Annotated in this window: 1 protein-coding gene; it reads left to right on the top strand. The window is 74.1% G+C overall.

Going from position 1 to position 656, the window contains the following annotated elements; all coding sequences use genetic code 11:
- Positions 1-27: 27 nt before the first annotated feature.
- Positions 28-656 (top strand): serine/threonine-protein kinase (locus Msi02_RS42820; RefSeq protein WP_204053416.1); only part of this gene is annotated, 629 nt, incomplete at its 3' end.

The raw sequence follows: 656 nt of genomic DNA, 5'->3' as shown, positions 1-656 counted from the left end.
CGTCCAATCCCGGCGGAGGGGTGATCGATGGCGGGGACGCTGCTGCCCGAGGATCCGGAGCGGCTGGGGGAGTACTGGCTGTCGGGGCGGCTCGGCTCCGGCGGCCAGGGCGTGGTGTACGAGGCGTACGACGGCCAGGGCCGCCGGGTGGCGGTCAAGGTGCTGCACGGCGACGCCGCGGCGGATCCCGAGCTGAGAGAGCGGTTCGGCCGGGAGGCCGCCGCCGCCCGCCGGGTGGCGTCGTTCTGCACGGCGCCGGTCATCGCCGCCGAGTTGGACGGGCCCAGGCCGTACATCGTCAGCGAGTACGTCGAGGGGCGGAGCCTGCGCCGGGCGGTGCAGGAGGGGCAGGTGTTCGCCGGGGACGGGCTGCACCGGCTGGCGACCGCGATCGCCACGGCGCTGACCGCCATCCACGACGCCGGCGTCGTCCATCGGGATCTGAAGCCGGACAACGTGCTGCTGGGTCCGGACGGTCCCCGGGTGATCGATTTCGGTGTGGCGCGGACGTTGGAGATGTCGCTGACCAGCACCGGTCTGGTGGCCGGAACGCCGACGTACATGGCGCCGGAGGTGTTCACCGGGCAGCGCGCGGGGCCCGCCGCCGACGTGTTCGCCTGGGGCGGGATCGTGCTGTTCGCCGCGACGGGGGAGGA

Origin of the sequence: Microbispora siamensis, assembly GCF_016863095.1 — a bacterium.
In the GTDB taxonomy this organism is placed as follows: Bacteria; Actinomycetota; Actinomycetes; order Streptosporangiales; family Streptosporangiaceae; genus Microbispora; species Microbispora siamensis.
This window is presented reverse-complemented; position numbering and strand designations above follow the sequence as displayed.